General features: G+C 34.0%; 14 protein-coding genes and 4 tRNA genes. 7 read left to right on the top strand and 11 right to left on the bottom strand.

Going from position 1 to position 15,070, the window contains the following annotated elements:
• Positions 1-83: 83 nt before the first annotated feature.
• From OIU83_RS00090 to OIU83_RS00080, 3 genes are all read right to left on the bottom strand, one after another.
• Positions 84-749: a hypothetical protein gene (locus OIU83_RS00090; RefSeq protein WP_264204245.1), complete on the bottom strand. Its 666-nt coding sequence runs from the start codon at positions 747-749 to the stop codon at positions 84-86.
• A gap of 333 nt (positions 750-1,082) precedes the next feature.
• Positions 1,083-2,342: an alginate export family protein gene (locus OIU83_RS00085; protein WP_264204244.1), complete on the bottom strand. Its 1,260-nt coding sequence runs from the start codon at positions 2,340-2,342 to the stop codon at positions 1,083-1,085.
• A 378-nt stretch (positions 2,343-2,720) separates the two neighbouring features.
• Positions 2,721-3,305: a DUF4202 domain-containing protein gene (locus OIU83_RS00080; RefSeq protein WP_264204243.1), complete on the bottom strand. Its 585-nt coding sequence runs from the start codon at positions 3,303-3,305 to the stop codon at positions 2,721-2,723.
• A gap of 218 nt (positions 3,306-3,523) precedes the next feature.
• On the opposite strand from OIU83_RS00080, the gene OIU83_RS00075 reads away from it, so the two are divergent.
• Positions 3,524-4,318 carry an META domain-containing protein gene (locus tag OIU83_RS00075; protein ID WP_264204242.1) on the top strand — a complete coding sequence of 265 codons (795 nt, stop codon included), beginning with the start codon at positions 3,524-3,526 and terminating at the stop codon, positions 4,316-4,318.
• Positions 4,319-4,594: 276 nt separating this feature from the next.
• On the opposite strand, the gene OIU83_RS00070 is transcribed toward OIU83_RS00075, so the two are convergent.
• Positions 4,595-5,863 (bottom strand): DUF2130 domain-containing protein, encoded by a 1,269-nt coding sequence (locus OIU83_RS00070; protein WP_035621360.1) that lies wholly within the window; start codon positions 5,861-5,863, stop codon positions 4,595-4,597.
• Between the two features lie 425 nt (positions 5,864-6,288).
• Here OIU83_RS00070 and OIU83_RS00065 point away from each other — a divergent pair, with 425 nt between their 5' ends.
• Positions 6,289-6,996: a class I SAM-dependent methyltransferase gene (locus tag OIU83_RS00065; protein ID WP_264204241.1), complete on the top strand. Its 708-nt coding sequence runs from the start codon at positions 6,289-6,291 to the stop codon at positions 6,994-6,996.
• Between the two features lie 128 nt (positions 6,997-7,124).
• Here OIU83_RS00065 and OIU83_RS00060 read toward each other — a convergent pair whose 3' ends face one another.
• From OIU83_RS00060 to OIU83_RS00045, 4 genes are all read right to left on the bottom strand, one after another.
• A complete protein-coding gene (locus OIU83_RS00060; RefSeq protein ID WP_264204240.1) occupies positions 7,125-8,105 on the bottom strand; it encodes a zinc-dependent alcohol dehydrogenase family protein in 981 nt (326 codons plus the stop codon).
• A 2-nt stretch (positions 8,106-8,107) separates the two neighbouring features.
• A complete protein-coding gene (locus OIU83_RS00055; RefSeq protein WP_264204239.1) occupies positions 8,108-8,386 on the bottom strand; it encodes a putative quinol monooxygenase in 279 nt (92 codons plus the stop codon).
• 2 nt (positions 8,387-8,388) lie between these two features.
• The gene (locus tag OIU83_RS00050) at positions 8,389-8,991 is read right to left on the bottom strand and encodes an NAD(P)H-dependent oxidoreductase (RefSeq protein WP_264204238.1); all 603 of its coding nucleotides are present in this window, start codon (positions 8,989-8,991) and stop codon (positions 8,389-8,391) included.
• Positions 8,992-9,125: 134 nt separating this feature from the next.
• The gene (locus OIU83_RS00045; RefSeq protein ID WP_264204237.1) at positions 9,126-10,112 is read right to left on the bottom strand and encodes an aldo/keto reductase; all 987 of its coding nucleotides are present in this window, start codon (positions 10,110-10,112) and stop codon (positions 9,126-9,128) included.
• Positions 10,113-10,233: 121 nt separating this feature from the next.
• On the opposite strand from OIU83_RS00045, the gene OIU83_RS00040 reads away from it, so the two are divergent.
• Positions 10,234-11,076 (top strand): AraC family transcriptional regulator, encoded by an 843-nt coding sequence (locus OIU83_RS00040; protein WP_264204236.1) that lies wholly within the window; start codon positions 10,234-10,236, stop codon positions 11,074-11,076.
• A gap of 153 nt (positions 11,077-11,229) precedes the next feature.
• On the opposite strand, the gene OIU83_RS00035 is transcribed toward OIU83_RS00040, so the two are convergent.
• From OIU83_RS00035 to OIU83_RS00025, 3 genes are all read right to left on the bottom strand, one after another.
• A complete protein-coding gene (locus OIU83_RS00035) occupies positions 11,230-12,171 on the bottom strand; it encodes a DUF6985 domain-containing protein (RefSeq protein WP_264204235.1) in 942 nt (313 codons plus the stop codon).
• Positions 12,172-12,267: 96 nt separating this feature from the next.
• Complete coding sequence (locus OIU83_RS00030) at positions 12,268-13,029, bottom strand: C40 family peptidase (RefSeq protein ID WP_264204234.1); 762 nt, start codon at positions 13,027-13,029, stop codon at positions 12,268-12,270.
• Between the two features lie 64 nt (positions 13,030-13,093).
• A complete protein-coding gene (locus tag OIU83_RS00025) occupies positions 13,094-14,272 on the bottom strand; it encodes an acetyl-CoA C-acyltransferase (RefSeq protein ID WP_264204233.1) in 1,179 nt (392 codons plus the stop codon).
• 239 nt (positions 14,273-14,511) lie between these two features.
• Here OIU83_RS00025 and OIU83_RS00020 point away from each other — a divergent pair.
• From OIU83_RS00020 to OIU83_RS00005, 4 genes are all read left to right on the top strand, one after another.
• A tRNA-Ser gene (locus OIU83_RS00020) sits at positions 14,512-14,595 on the top strand.
• A gap of 17 nt (positions 14,596-14,612) precedes the next feature.
• Positions 14,613-14,687 (top strand) — tRNA-Pro (locus OIU83_RS00015).
• Positions 14,688-14,718: 31 nt separating this feature from the next.
• A tRNA-Arg gene (locus OIU83_RS00010) sits at positions 14,719-14,792 on the top strand.
• Between the two features lie 103 nt (positions 14,793-14,895).
• Positions 14,896-14,969 (top strand) — tRNA-Arg (locus OIU83_RS00005).
• The last annotated feature ends 101 nt before the right edge of the window (positions 14,970-15,070 follow it).

Genomic DNA, 15,070 nt, shown 5'->3' with positions numbered 1-15,070 from the left:
AACGCATGTTAAACTATGCAAAGTCGTAGCTTCTCCAAATAAAAAAAGGGTTCAACTCCTTAAAGTCAAACCCTATCTTAAATTTATTTTTTCTTTTTTGATTTCGATTTCGATTTTTTCGCCTTCTTTTTCGCTATTTTTTTAGCTTTAGCTTTTTCCTTTGCTTTCTTCGTTTTTTCTTTCTTTTTGGCCTTAGCTTTAAGTTTTGCTTTTTTAGCTTTCTCTTTCTTTTTATCCTTTTTAGCTTTTTCTTTTTTCTTAGCTAATTTCTTTTTTTCTTTCTCTTTGTCCTTATCTTTCATCTTTTTCTTCTTTTTATCTTTTGATGTATCCTTAATAATTTCTCCTATTGCATGAACTAAATTACCTGTACTTGGTGCTGTAATTTTTTTATCTTTTGAGACTACTGGTGGTTTCGCAACAGGAGTTACTTCTTTTTGTTTCTCAATTGGTGTAGTTGCTTTTTTTACTGATGCAGAAGTAGCTTTGGTTGGCGTTTTTGCAACAGGCTTAGTTGTTGCAACTGCTTTTTCAGGAGCTTTTTGCACAGTTTTTTGAGGTGAAGTAGTGACCTTAGTTTGGGTTTTTACAACAGGTTTAGTTACTGTTGTTTTTCTCACACGAGCTCTTTGTGGACTTTTTACCGATGCTGTAGTTTTTTCCTTTTTGTCTTCTACGATTGGTTGAACGTTATCGATCTTTGGTAAATCAGTATTTTGAGGAATACCTTCTGTTGCTTTTTTTTCCATATGATATAGACTTTATAATTGAAAACTTCTGAAGTTAGTAATGATAAAAGAGTAACGATGTTTCTAAAATGTTAACTTTCAGTTAAGTAAATATAATCAATATAAATATACGGCAATGTTAAGTTTTTCCTTAATAATAAAGCTATCACTTTTTTTAAATAATAAAATAAAGAATTGTATGTCTTATTAATATTATATCAGGTAATTCAATTAGGCTAAATATTCATGAAATATATGTTTAATGGTTACAAGTATTTTATAGATTATAAAAAAATACCCTTTGTTTTGGGACAAAGGGTAAGTGATGAAAAATGAGTTTTAATAATAAAAGCCCTATTTTTTTAAAGTAAAAATTCTAGGGTTTACTGAAATCATTAGCCAAGCCCAATTGTTAGTATGGCCAGCATCTCCTGTTTTTAAGAATTCTAAGGTTTTAGAACCAAACATTTGAGAATAACCGCCTGTAATTGAGATGTCTTTTTTGAAAGCATAACCAAAAGTTAAATCAACCTCTGTTCCTAAATAGGATTCAAGTTCTTCATTTGCTGGAGTTATAACTTTGTTTGGTGCATGAAATACATGAGGTATTAAAGCAAATTGCCATTTTTTGACATTATAACTTAATTTCAAATAGGCATCCTGTAAACCAACACTATTTTGATGATTACCTACATAAAAATAATCCATATAACCATTAAAACCATGATTGGTTCCGAAGATAGGATTGAATGATTTTATAACTGCACTTCCATCATTCATATCTTTTCCGGATAAAAATTCATAACCTAATGAAGCTTTAAATGCATCGGTTACGGCATAGCCTAAATTTGCTCCAGCATACCAGGCGCTTACACTTCTGTCTGTGCTTTTACCAGTTTGCCCATAAACGCCAAGGTTTGCATCTAGCTTTTTAGTTTTATAGGTTAAGTACGTTCCAAAAGTCTGTTTGTAATCTACCAATAATTTATTTTCATGATCTGCATATTCATAACCGGTATTCAACATTAACAAACTTATGCCTACTGCATCAATATTAGTATGATACCAAGCATATTGCATTGCTTTGTAATTAGAAACTGTATATGGGGTTTCGATTACATTTTCTGCATTAGAATTGTAAGCAGCTCCTAAATCCAACTGATGATTTTTAGGATGAAAGCTTACCATTAATGCATCATGACTTTGTCCTTGTTGCGCCCAATCCATTTCTCCAAGTATACGTTGATTATCGTATGAAATAACCTGACGGCCCACACGGGTACTCCACTTTTTATCAAAATCATATTGTGCCCATCCTTCGAATACTGCAATTCCATTTTTGTCAGTAACATTAGCATTTGCAACGTCTCCCCAAGTTCTTGTATTCTGAAGTGTTAATTTTACTTTTAGTTGGTCTTGTGCAAAGTTTAAATTTAATCTGGAACGTTGAGAAACGAAAGAGGTTCCTGCTTGACCTTCTGGTAAAAGGGTTTTATATCCATTTCTGAATTCGTAACGTGGTCTAATCTGTAAATTTGCATCAAATTCTTGTGCTTGCATATCAACGCTTATTCCTCCTAATAGTAATAAAGCGATAATTTTTATCTTTTTCATTAATGAGTTATTTATATGTGGCGTAAATTTATAGGATTTATATGGCTTGTTTAGTGATAAAAGTCATATAATGAATGTTTTAGTGTGTATTCTTGTGCGTTTGTCATTTTTGATAAACGGATGCCCTTTTTTTTATGGCTTTTATGATAATTAGACGCATCTTTATTGCAAGCATATAAGTGAAAATAATACAATAAATAGCGATGAACTAACCTAAGTTCTTTAAGTAATATATAAATATTTATTGAAATTATTTATTTAGAATCTTGTTTCGGTTTTATAATCATATCAGTTGTTCAAGATTTGGAAAATAACTGCGTAACAAAGCGCCTCTAAAAATTAAAATAGAGGATATTAATAGAAGAAAATTGTATAAAATTACAAGCCTAAAGAAGCTTTTATTAATTCTAGATTTTCTGTGTTATAATTTATTTTTAAAGCTTCTTGATGTCCTTTATCTGACATTTTATCCCACGTTTTTTTGATGATGTTTTTTAGTTTCTCTTCATCGTGTTTATGTACAAATGGGTCAAGGTAATATTCTAAAAACACAAGACAAATTACATCTTCTAGCAATTGAGTTTCAGCATCTTTTTTAAGTAATTTTTTCTCGATTAAAAAAGATACACGAGCTATAAATTCCGGATTATAGCCTGCTTTTTCTAAGATTACAGCAGTAGTTTTGGCATGAAATTTCTTCAGATCTTCTCTCCATTTTAAATATCCCACACGATCCATTGGGTAAGATTCTCGGGTAACTTTCCATCTGCAAATATGTTGGGCTTTAGATGCAATTTGTATTTCTTGCGATGCTTCTGGATAAAAAAACATCAATTTAGCGTACATTCTGTTAGAGTATAATAACTCTTTCGGATACGTAGTATTTTTATCGATTTCATGATATGGATCCTGAGCATTTTCGGCATCAATCCATTCGCTTGCTTTTTGAAAAGGTGTTGTCATTTATAAGGGATATATACAATCAAAGATACATAATTTAAGATATATAAATAATCTAAAAGTCAACAGGAATCGTACTAGGGAGAGTACAAATGAATTAGCGCTTATTTACTGCTGATTGTTGCACTTATTTTTTTATTGTAAATTAGCCGTAAATTTATTTTATTTATTGAAGAAGTTAATGTTTTGAAAATCAATGCATTAATTTTAAAATTACACACATGAAAAAACTATTTTTATTAGTCTCGGTCGCAATTTTGTCTTTTAGCTGTAAAACGACAGTAAAACCTTTAACACAACCAAAAGAGGATAATCCTGCATCTATGAATACAAATAATGCAGACGAATATGATGGTTCTATGTTTTTTAAAGCTACTGGAAATGAACCTTTTTGGGGTTTGAAAATAGGAAAAGAATCAATCAGATTTACATCGCTGATCGCAGGATTAGAAGAAGTTAGTTCTCCTTATGTTGATCCTATAGCAGCTATGGATGCAAATGTTAAGTTGTATCGTTTTAGTACTAAAACGGTTAGTATGAGTATTACTATCCAACAAATGGATTGTACAGATACAATGTCTGGAGATAAATCGCCTTACAATGTTAAAATCGAGATTACTAATAGTAGCGATGGTAGCGTAGAAAACATTGAAGGTTGTGGAAGATATATTACTGATTATCGCTTGCATGATATCTGGGTTTTAGAACAATTAAATGGAAAAAAAGTTGCAGTAGCTGATTTTCAAAAGGAATTGCCAAGAATCGAAATTTATAGTTCTGAGAATAGATTTTCAGGCTTTGCAGGATGTAATCAAGTTAACGGAAGTATTTTTTATGAGAAAGATTTATTGCGTTTCACAAATGTAGCTTCAACGTTAATGGCTTGCAGTGGTAACAATAAAGAAGGGGAGTTTTTGCAAGCACTTCAAAGTACTACAACTTATACTGTAGGCAATAATAGATTATCATTGTCAAATCCATCTGGGTTGCTTTTGGTTTTAAGAAAAGTTGACTAAGTAATCTTGATGTAGATATTTATTCGGAAGAACTATAAAATCTCCGATAGTAATTTGGCGCAAAGTCGAATTAGTATCGGAGATTTTTTCTTTAATATGGTTTCATGTATAAAAGTGGTTCTCTTTTTTTGCTTTTATGAAGTAAAAATCTCCGCAAATAGATCAATAACTATTGGAGCTACTCGTGGAGATTCCAGAAAGACAAGTTTGTGTGATATGTTGTCTAAAAAGTATTTTTTTTCTTGTATAAGAACCTCGGAACCTTTGCACCTTAATTTACTCTAATTCTTCTGTTTGATCTTCAATAAAATCTAGCTCTAAAGCTCTTACGGTTTGAACTGCGTTTCCGGCAATACCACGAATAGATCCGTACATTCCTAATGTATTATTTACTACTTTTTCTATTTGTTTCTCGCGTTGTTTCCAGATGCGTTGCATGGCTCTTTTCTCGGAATCTAGGTCGCTTTGCATTTGTGTAAATCCTTCTACAATACCTTCTATTTGTAAGCGGAATTCGTTACTGGTTAAGAAATCGTATAGCATTGCCATTTTATCACCTTTGTTTTCTTGTGCTTGTACAGCTTGACTCACTTGTATTAAGGACTGACGTAAAACGGCGCTTAATCCTTTAAATTCATCATAAGTACAAATCCAGATTCCGTCGCGCATTCCCATACGATCCATGCCGGTTGGCATTACTTCGGTAACAAGAACTCCAATATTGGCTTTTTTGTCTCTAATATCATTTTTGAATTTTTCAATCCAAGCGGGTTGGAAAGCTTTGGTACGCTTGCTTTCGTAATATATAGAACCACAATTTTGTAATTCGCGGGTGTTTACTATTTGCAAACAATCGGCTCCATTGGCTCCTTTTTTTACTTCGTCGATACTGTCCAGAGGAAAATTAGAAGCTAGCCATTCTTCAATTGCTAATTCCATTACTTCGCCTTGCAATTGCATAGAACCTTGTTCCTGCTTGCGTTTCATTTCTTCGATAAGCTTCTTTTGGTCGTCGGATTGTTTCTGGTATTCTTTTATCTTTAACTCGTTTTTTTCTTCTTCTTGTTTGCGAATTTTATCGCGTTCCAGAACCAAAGTAGCGTTGAGTTGCTTTTGAGATTCGGCTTCGATTGCTTCTTTTATTTCTAGTTTTTCACGCTGAAGTTTGGCAATTTCGCCCTCCATTTTATTTAGTTCACGTAATTTTTCAGATTTCTCCGAAAGTTCTTTTTCCATCGAAAGTAAACGGTCTTTGTTTTCTTCGTCTAGTTTTGTTTTTAGTTTTTCGGTGATTTCTTTTTCAGCAATCTTTTTTTCACGGTCTAAACGTTCTGTAAAAAGTTCGTTTTCTTGTTTTTTCTTGGCTTCAAATTCGGCTTTGGCTTTTTCGAATTGCTCGTTTTTGAGCTCCAGTTCTTTTGACTGTGCTGTAGCTTTTTGCTGAAATTCTTTACGGATGCTATCTTCCAATTGATGTTTTAAGATATCATTTACATCGATTGTTGTTCCGCAATTTGGACACTGAATTGAAGATTGCTCAGCCATTTTGATTGTTTTTATGAGGTAATATTATTTTTTGCTAAGGTATTTAAAAGTTCGCGATAAGCATAATGTTTTATAGCCTGAGTAATTTAATTTGGATAAATAAATGTGCTTGTGTTTCGTATTTTGATTTTATCGTTTCTTGACTTTTGGTTTTAGGAAAGTAATGTTTTCGGGTTAATTTGATCGTATTTAATTCTTTGGCTTGAGCCGAAAAATATTTTAGATAACGTAGTTTTATAAATTCTGTTTGCTATTTGGGAATAGCAAAAGAATATCTTTATGAAAAAAATGTTTCACGCAGATTTGGAAGATTGAGCGGATTATTTTTTAGCCACTCCTGATTGTGATTGGGATATAAAGATTTTAATGTCTATGATTATTTGTTTAATCTGCCAAATCTGCGTGAAAACCTAAAACAAAAAACTATGGAAAAATCAACTACTGCAGAAATTAGGGAACGCTTTGATAATGATGTCGAACGATTTTCAAATTTAGATACGGGTCAATTATCTACAATTGATGCAAAAATTTCGTTGGAACTTATTACGGAAGCATCTAAGAGGATTGTTCCTAATGCCAAAAATGTTTTGGATATAGGTTGCGGTGCGGGAAATTATACATTAATGATGTTGTCTAAAGTACCAGATTTGAATTGTACTTTGGTTGATTTGAGCAAACCTATGCTGGATAAAGCTTTTGAAAGAGTTTCTGATGAAACTAACGGAAGGGTAGAAGTGAAGCATGGGGATATTCGTGAAGTCGGACTACAGGAAAACCACTATGATATTATTTTGGCTGGTGCAGTTTTGCATCATTTACGTGATGATCAGGATTGGGAAACTACCTTTACTAAGATTTTTAAACTATTAAAACCTGGAGGATGTTTTATGATTTCAGATTTAATTACTCAAGATACGGAGTTGCTAAATGAATATACTTGGGAAAGATATGGTGATTATCTAGAAGGTTTAGGAGGAAAGGAATATCGTAAAAATGTATTGGATTATGTTGCCAAAGAAGATTCTCCCAGATCGATGAATTATCAACTTGATTTAATGAAAAAAGTAGGTTTTAAGAGTGTCGAAATCTTACACAAGAATATGTGTTTTGGTGCTTTTGGCGGGATTAAATAAACTAAAAAAGGCTTTAACCGAATCTATAGTGATTCGGTTAAAGCCTTTTTTATTATTGTTATTAAACCGTTGGTTAAAACCAACGGGAAGTCATGGAAATTGAAGACCTGTAAGTCTTATTATAAAACTTAAACGATATCTACAACAATTCGTCCAGTAGAAGAACCATCACTCACTGCTTTATGCGCTTCTATGGCATTGTCTAAAGTGAATTTTCGAGAATCAATAAGAGGTTTTAATTTTTCTTCTTCGAATAATTTTGTTGCTTCCGTTAGGATGTCGCTGTGATGTTTTCTTCCTTCGCCACTAATTGCTGGATATAATACAAAAACACCGTGAATACTTGCTGAACGTAGTGAACTTGTTGCTAAAGTATGTGTGCCAAAGGCGGCGCAACTACTAATTTGTCCGTAATGACGAATGGCTTTTAATGAATCATCAAGAGATTGACCTCCTACGGTATCATAAATAATATCAAAACCTTTTCCGTCTGTGTATTGGTTTACATACTCTTCGACTTGAGTGGTTTTATAATCAATAGGAGTTGCTCCGTACGATTTTACGATTTCTTCTTTTTGTTTAGAAACGGTTGCATAAACCTCTGCACCAAATGTTTTTGCAAGTTGTACAACCATGTGCCCAACTCCGCCTGCGCCTGCATGTACAAGGACTTTATCTTCTTTTTTTACTTTTGCTCTGTCGATTAAACCTTCCCATGCTGTAAGTAGTACTAGCGGAATTCCGGCAGCTTCTTTCATGGTTAGGTTTTTTGGTTTAATGGCTAACAAATCGGCATCAACAGCGGTATATTCTGCTAGAGTTCCTTGAAGTCCTAAAACGCCACCTGCTAGTCCGTAAACTTCGTCGCCAACTTTGAATCGGGTAACACCTTCTCCGATTGCTTCGATAACTCCGGCAAGGTCTGTTCCTAAAATAGCGGGTAACATGGGTGATGCATAAGGAGAAACTCCAATTCTGATTTTGTTATCGATTGGATTTACGCCGCTTGCATGTATTTTAACCAAAACTTCTCCTTTTTTTGGAGTTGGTTTTTCTACTTGTGTGCTTACAAATTCTGATTCGTAAGTATTTATAAAAAGTGCTCTCATTGTTATAGTATTTGTGCTGTTTTATAAACCTGAATTGGTGCCGAAAGTAAGTTCTCGCTATTTGTAATGAATTCTTGTAAGTAAGATTGATTGTCGTGTATGTCAAGATCTGATTGATCTTTCCATTCTTCCCAAATGATAAAAACATTTTCGGCGTTGTGTAGATCGTAACGCACGCAAGCGTCTTCTTTTCGGGTTTGATTTATCAGATTTTCGATTAAAGTTTTAACTTGTTCGATGTTTTCTTTTTTACTTTTAATAATGGCTGTAATTGAAATCATGATTATAAGGTTTTAAAAGTTTGTTCTAAATGTGTAGTGTAATTCTGCTTAAAGATACCAATATTTTCTGCAGTTGCACCTTTTTCGACGTCATGAAAATGAAATCCATCTAATTTTTGCATTCCTACAAATTTATTCATTTTATGAAAGCCAAACATTACCCCATCATCTACAGATGTTTGCTCGAAGAATTCTTCTGGTAATGTAAAAGCTGTTGCAGGGGCATTCCAACTTGTAGTTAGCATATATTTGCGTCCGTGCAAAAGTCCGCCAGTTCCGTAATTGATATCTGGATTTGTTCTGGTTCTACCATCACTTTTGTAAATTCCTTTGTTGTGTCCTGCTGTAAATACGTCGTCGATGTATTTTTTGAAGCCATTTGGTACCTGAAACCACCAAACGGATGTGTGATAAACGACTACATCTGCCCAAACAAATTTTTCGACTTCTTCATCAAGGTCAAATTCTTGTTTTATGTCGGTTGTTTTTACTTCGTAATTTTTGCTTTTTAAGTATTCAATTGTCCAATCGGTAACGGTTTCATTGAATTTTCCACCTGAATGTGCAAAATTTTGACTTCCGTTGATAATAAATATTTTTTTCATTTTTAATCTTCTAATGTGTAGTTATTGGTTTTGTGTGAGGGGGAGCAGCGGTATCCTTTTATTTTTTTCTTTAAAAAATAAAAGATTTAGCGGATGACCCGACCCGTTTTTTACGGGTCACACCCAAATGTTTCTTATTTTGTTTTTGAAATTGCCTGATCGATAAAGTCAAGTTCTGAAGTTGATAAGTTGAAATCCATTGCTTTTGCATTAGAAATTGCTTGTTCGGCATTTCGTGCACCTGCGAGAACGATTGTAATTCCTTTTTGTAATGTTGTCCAGCGTAAAACTAATTGTGCTACTGTTGCATTTTTGGTATTGGCTAAAGAGCTTAGTTCTTCGACTAAAGTTTTTACTTTTTGAAGATCAAACTGACCGAAATATCCGTTTCTGTGATCGTTATCTTTTAGTTTGCTGTCGGTGAAATATTTTCCGGTTAATAAACCTCTTTCCATTGGACTGTAAGCGATGATTCCGATATTTTCTGCGATTGTAAGCGGTACTAAATCGGTTTGAATTGCCTGATTCAACATGCTAAAAGGAACTTGATTTGATGCTAAGTGTATTGTTTTTTGGGCTTCTTTGATTTGTTCGGGATTGTAATTACTAACTCCTGCTGCTCTGATTTTTCCTTGTTGGATTAAGGTTTCTAAAACTTCCATTGTTTCCTGAATTGGAGTAGTGGAGTCTGGCCAGTGAATTTGTAGTAAGTCGATATAATCTGTTTGAAGGCGTTTTAAGCTTTCTTCGACTTCTTTGATAATATTGGTTTTGGAAGCGTATTTATATACAGGAATTTGTTTTCCGTTGTCTTCGGCATTAAAAAAGAATTCTCCTTTGCCTTGATTGCTGCCGTCCCAAACAAGTCCGAATTTGGTTAGCAATTGTACTTTTGTTCTGTCTTGTGTTTTTAGGGCTTCGCCAATCATTTCTTCGCTTAATCCAAATCCGTAGAATGGTGCGGTGTCTAATGTTGTTACGCCATTATCGATTGAGGCGTGTATTGATGCTATTGAATCTTTTTTTTCGTTTCCGCCCCACATTGTGCCTCCAATGGCAAATGCTCCGTATGTAATTGCTGATAATTCTAGTTCGGTATTACCTAGTTTTCTATATTCCATAATATTGTATTTTATATGCTTGAAAATTGTTTGACAAAATTATACCATTTTTACGGCTGTTTATTTGTATATTTTTGTGTTTTTTAGGTACATTTGCAAAATCAATTATTTAAGTGGCGTTATGAAAAAAGAAAATCTATATGAACCGTTTACTGTTTCTTTTGAAACACTGGATGTATATCCTGATGTTGGAGATCGTCATAATTTCTTTGAACTGGTTTATATTTTAGAAGGAACGGGCTCGCAATGTATCAACAAAAATATTTTTGAATATGATGCGGGACATATGTTTTTGTTGACTCCTGAAGATTGTCATAATTTCACAATTGAGTCTAAAACGAAGTTTTTCTTTTTGAGATTCAACGATATTTACTTGAAGAATTCTAGTTTGCAGAATGAGAATATTCAGCGTTTAGAGTATATTTTGCAAAATGCCAATCATCAGCCTGGGTGTATTTTAAAAAATCACGCTGATAAATGTCTGGTTAAGGTAATGATTGAAGCAATTTGTCGTGAACATCAGGATAAGGATGTTTATAATAAAGAGCTGATTCAGCAATTGGTAAATACTTTAATTATTGTGGTTGCCAGAAACATTGCAAAGTATTTGCCTGAGCAGGTAAATATTGGTTGTGAGGCTAAAGCAATGGATATCTTGCAATATATTCAGAATAATATTTATTATCCTGAACGAATTAAAGCGGAATCGATTAGTGATTATTTCGGGATTTCGAATACGTATTTAGGACGTTACTTTAAGAAACACGCTAATGAAACGATGCAGCAGTATATTAGTAATTATAAAACGAAACTGATTGAGCATCGTTTGCAATTTAGTGATAAACGTATCAATGAGATTGCATATGAATTTGGTTTTGCGGATGAAAGTCATTTTAATAAATTCTTTAAGAAACAGAGGGGGAATAGTCCTTCGGAGTTTAGAAAAGTGATACGTCTTAATTAAATATGGAGATTTGTATTAAAAGGTTTTAGCCGAGAATTACACAAATTGCCCTAAAAGTGTTTGATTTTAAAAGCTTTGCGAACCTTGCGTAAATCTTTGTGTACTTTGCGGTTAATTTTTTTTGCCACAGATTAAATGGATTAAAAAGATTTCTTAGTTTTTGTTTAAGTCTTCTTCTGCTGACCAAGTTGAGAATGCAGTATCTGCTCCGCCTATTTCGATTATTCTGTTTTTATGTGTCATTACACCTAATCCGTGTTCTGAATCCCAAGAGCATGAAAACATATAGCCAATGTACGGAATACCATCTTTGAATACTGATGTTATATAAATCGTGGATGGTGATAATAGGTCTGAAAAATCTTTTATTTGAGTTACATCTGGCATGAAATCCTGTTTTTCCTCCTCGGGATAATCATAGATTTCTTGTAATTCGGGATACTTACTTAAAAGTTTCGTAAGGATACTTTCTAGGATTGTTGTCTGGTTGTTTTGTAGATATTCAATTCCGTTATTATGCTCGATTGAATGTTCTTCAATTTCATCTGAATCTCCGTCTAGTATTACATATTCTATTGATGCGTTTTCTTCATTAAAGAATAATTGCCAATCTTTTAGCTCAATAATATTGTAGTATGATTCTTCTTCTTGCTTTTCTGGAAGTTCTCTAGTGTTTTCAAGATGCTTATTGAAAAACTCAATGCAAAATGGTGCACAGGTAAATATATAATCTGGATTTTCATTATAGGATAAATGAAAATATTCTAATGCCTTTTCTTCGTTTCCGCATTCTAAACAACATTCGCCACTGTAATAATTGTTTATATAACCTGGGTGTTTTTGAGATAGAGAATGAAGATCCATCATATCCAGCCACCTTTGCATATTATTATAGTCTTGTAGTTCTATATATTCATTAATCATTCGGCCAATAAAAATACTTCCCTGGTGGATCTTATATTTTTCATCGTCTGCCTGATGCCATTTCTCTTCGATATAACTAATTAAATCCTGAGTGGTTAATTTATTTTTCTTCAGTGAATACTTATCTAAAAAATTATCAATTTCTGCAATTATTTCTGGTGCATTTGACATTCTAATTATTTTTAAGTTAAGTCTGATTTTTATACGTAAGTTACTTTTACGATGTATAAATTAGCTCTAAAGTTTCTGTAATTTGAAAAAGAGGAATTAGATAATCTTTTTGATGACACGTAGTTTATGAGTATGTCTGTTTGTTTCGGGATTGTAGATTCCCAGGTGGTCTAGACGGTCAATTCGTACTTTTCCGCTGGCATGAATGATGTAATTATTGTTCATGATTATGCCTACGTGAATGATATTTCCTTCTTCATTATCAAAAAAGGCCAAATCGCCGGCTTCACTTTCTTCGATGAAGCTTAAAGCTTCACCTTGTAATGCTTGTTGTGAGGCATCACGATGAATTTTATAGCCGTTTAATTTGTAAACCATTTGTGTAAAACCAGAGCAATCTATCCCAAAAGGAGTTTTTCCTCCCCAAAGATAGGGTGCATTCTGGTACATAAATGCAGTGTTAATTAAGCTGCTTTTAGGTTTTATACCGCTGGTTTTTGTGCCTTCGAATTCAAAATTGGAAGTGTTTATTTCGCTATTGTTTAAAAAAGTTAGCGATGCTCCAAGCGGAATAGGTAAAAGTAAATTATCAGGAGATGTGATATAATCGATTAAATCGGCATTTAAAATTAGTGCATCAGATGATAGTAAGTTATAATTTGCTTCGGATATTATTTGGTATTGCTTGGAATCAACCCAACCTTCGTAATCGTCGAATTGGATTTTAATTTTAGACCATTGATTTTGCTGTTCTAGAATTTCGAAATGTTCTCCAAATAAAAGTTGGGTAACAATTTCGCTTCTGTCACTTGGTTCAAATCGAACAGGCACTATGGCTAGATTACAAATTCCGAACATTTAAGATGTATTATGAGTTAATAATCAGGAGTTATTGTTTATATAACTCCTGATTTATATTTGTTTATGCTCTTTCGATTACAATTGCCGAAGCTCCACCACCACCATTACAAATAGCAGCTGCGCCAATTTTGGCATTGTTTTGTTCTAAAACATTGATTAAAGTTACGATAATTCGAACTCCTGAGCAACCTAGTGGGTGACCTAATGAAACCGCACCACCATTTACGTTTACTTTATCGTTATCTAGATCTAATATTTTTGAATTTGCTAATCCAACAACAGCAAAAGCTTCGTTGAATTCGAAATAGTCTACATCGCTTATTGAGATTCCTGCTTTGTCTAATGCTTTTGGTAATGCTTTTGCCGGACTTGTTGTAAACCATTTTGGTTCTTGTGCAGCATCTGCATAACCTTTTATGTAAGCAAGCGGTTTTAAACCTAGGGCAATCGCTTTTTCTTCGGACATTAATACTACAGCAGCTGCACCATCATTTATAGTTGAAGCGTTTGCAGCAGTTACAGTTCCGTCTTTGGTGAAAACTGCATTTAATGAAGGGATCTTATCTAACTTAACATTAGTGTATTCTTCGTCTTTTGATACGATTATTGGATCTCCTTTTCTTTGTGGTACTGCAACGAGAACGATTTCTGAATCAAATTTTCCTGCGTCCCAAGCTTTTGCGCTTCTTTCGTATGATTGAATGGCAAAATTATCTTGTTCTTCTCGGCTGATGTTGTATTCAGTTGCACATAAATCAGCGCAAACTCCCATTGCGTTGTTATCGTAAGCATCCGTCAAACCATCTTTTTGCATTCCATCAACCATTGTAGTTGGACCAAATTTAGTACCATTACGCATTTGTACATAATGTGGAATCAAACTCATGTTTTCCATTCCTCCAGCAACTACGATTTCGGCATCCCCACAAGCAATTGCTTGAGCACCGAACATAACTGCTTTCATTCCTGATGCGCAAACTTTGTTTACAGTCGTACAAGTTACTTCATTAGATAATCCGGCAAATAAAGCTGCCTGACGTGCTGGAGCTTGACCAACTCCTGCTTGTACTACGTTACCCATGAATACTTCATCAACTAAATTGGGGTCTAATTGTATTTTCTCTAAAGCTCCTTTAATAGCAACAGCACCTAATTTTGGGGCTGAGACTGTAGATAATCCTCCCATGAAACTTCCGATAGGGGTTCTAACGGCAGAAACAATAACAACTCTTTTGTTCATTTTCTGTGTGATTTAGTTAATGAAGCAAATTTAATCTTTATTTAAACAAATTCAAATTTTGAGTGTTTTGATTCTATTTTTAAATTATTAGTAAAATTTATATAATTCTATTTGTTTGATAGTGAAGTGATTTTGAAAAAAGATGAAAAAATATTGAAAAAAGTCTTTGAAATAGTTGTGAGATACGGAATGATGTCTTAGATTTGCAACCGCAAAACGAGACACGTTTCTCTGAGCTTGGAGAGGTGCCAGAGTGGTAATGGAGCAGTTTGCTAAACTGTCATCGAGTGATCGGTGCCAGGGTTCGAGTCCCTGTCTCTCCGCATAAAAATTTTGCCTTCGGGGTGTAGCGTAGCTCGGTTATCGCGCCTGCTTTGGGAGCAGGAGGCCGCAGGTTCGAATCCTGCCACCCCGACTAAAACTTTTCATTGAGTTTTAAAACAAATGGAGGCATAGCTCAGCTGGATAGAGCACCTGCCTTCTAAGCAGGCGGTCGAAGGTTCGAATCCTTCTGCCTTCACATAAGAACCCACTCAAACGAGCGGGTTTTTTATTTTATAGAGTCTTAGGTTGTGGAAATAAGTGTAATTATTTCTATTGAATATTAAGATTAAGTCGAAAAAGGACGCATAGCTCAGCTGGATAGAGCACCTGCCTTCTAAGCAGGCGGTCGAAGGTTCGAATCCTTCTGCGTTCACGAAAAGCCACTCAAATCGAGTGGCTTTTTTGTTTTGTATCAATTGTTAAAATATGAAACTGTTCTTTTGTTGTCTTTTGTGGAATGTTTGCGCATAGTTT

The organism is Flavobacterium shii (genome assembly GCF_025847235.1).
Taxonomy (GTDB): domain Bacteria; phylum Bacteroidota; class Bacteroidia; order Flavobacteriales; family Flavobacteriaceae; genus Flavobacterium; species Flavobacterium shii.
The sequence above is the reverse complement of the archived record's forward strand: the minus strand, read 5'-3'. Positions and strand labels throughout refer to the sequence as shown.

Coding starts and splice junctions, on each gene's coding strand:
- OIU83_RS00050 (WP_264204238.1), bottom strand. CDS start 8,991: ATGAAAAAAATATTTATTATCAACGGAAGTCAAAATTTTGCACATTCA.
- OIU83_RS00070 (WP_035621360.1), bottom strand. CDS start 5,863: ATGGCTGAGCAATCTTCAATTCAGTGTCCAAATTGCGGAACAACAATC.
- OIU83_RS00065 (WP_264204241.1), top strand. CDS start 6,289: ATGGAAAAATCAACTACTGCAGAAATTAGGGAACGCTTTGATAATGAT.
- OIU83_RS00090 (WP_264204245.1), bottom strand. CDS start 749: ATGGAAAAAAAAGCAACAGAAGGTATTCCTCAAAATACTGATTTACCA.
- OIU83_RS00055 (WP_264204239.1), bottom strand. CDS start 8,386: ATGATTTCAATTACAGCCATTATTAAAAGTAAAAAAGAAAACATCGAA.
- OIU83_RS00060 (WP_264204240.1), bottom strand. CDS start 8,105: ATGAGAGCACTTTTTATAAATACTTACGAATCAGAATTTGTAAGCACA.
- OIU83_RS00040 (WP_264204236.1), top strand. CDS start 10,234: ATGAAAAAAGAAAATCTATATGAACCGTTTACTGTTTCTTTTGAAACA.
- OIU83_RS00030 (WP_264204234.1), bottom strand. CDS start 13,029: ATGTTCGGAATTTGTAATCTAGCCATAGTGCCTGTTCGATTTGAACCA.
- OIU83_RS00025 (WP_264204233.1), bottom strand. CDS start 14,272: ATGAACAAAAGAGTTGTTATTGTTTCTGCCGTTAGAACCCCTATCGGA.
- OIU83_RS00045 (WP_264204237.1), bottom strand. CDS start 10,112: ATGGAATATAGAAAACTAGGTAATACCGAACTAGAATTATCAGCAATT.
- OIU83_RS00035 (WP_264204235.1), bottom strand. CDS start 12,171: ATGTCAAATGCACCAGAAATAATTGCAGAAATTGATAATTTTTTAGAT.
- OIU83_RS00085 (WP_264204244.1), bottom strand. CDS start 2,342: ATGAAAAAGATAAAAATTATCGCTTTATTACTATTAGGAGGAATAAGC.
- OIU83_RS00075 (WP_264204242.1), top strand. CDS start 3,524: ATGAAAAAACTATTTTTATTAGTCTCGGTCGCAATTTTGTCTTTTAGC.
- OIU83_RS00080 (WP_264204243.1), bottom strand. CDS start 3,305: ATGACAACACCTTTTCAAAAAGCAAGCGAATGGATTGATGCCGAAAAT.